The 397-nt window shown below is 33.5% G+C and carries 1 protein-coding gene; it reads left to right on the top strand.

Annotated elements, in window-relative coordinates; genetic code table 11:
• Positions 1-269: 269 nt before the first annotated feature.
• A partial coding sequence (locus KH400_RS21795) for a peptidylprolyl isomerase (RefSeq protein WP_217228204.1) occupies positions 270-397 on the top strand: 128 nt, incomplete at its 3' end.

Below are 397 nucleotides of genomic sequence, written 5' to 3'. Positions count from 1 at the left end.
CCCTTGTACCAGCTACGATTAATGAGGAGGCACTTCAATCTATTACGGATAAGGCTAAGAAATTTGTGGAAACTGTCAAGCTAGCAAGAGAGTAAGAGATATTTGGTAAAGCTGTTGAGAATATATTTTCAACAGCTTTTTGATTAGAGAATTAGACAATATCAAGCTCGAATTATTCATAAAATGTTTACGCTAATCATTTCAATTTCACATTGGAATCCGAATCGTGTACAATAAAGTGAATCTAAATCAAATTGGAGGCTATACATATGAAAAAAGGTTCTATTTCATTTGAAAATGGTGAAAAGCTTGTTATTGAATTTTACCCAGAAGCTGCACCAGGTCACGTTGAAAATTTTGAAAAGCTAGCGAATGAAGGATTCTATAACGGATTAAC

Origin of the sequence: Desertibacillus haloalkaliphilus (assembly GCF_019039105.1) — a bacterium.
GTDB lineage: Bacteria > Bacillota > Bacilli > Bacillales > KJ1-10-99 > Desertibacillus > Desertibacillus haloalkaliphilus.
This window is presented reverse-complemented; position numbering and strand designations above follow the sequence as displayed.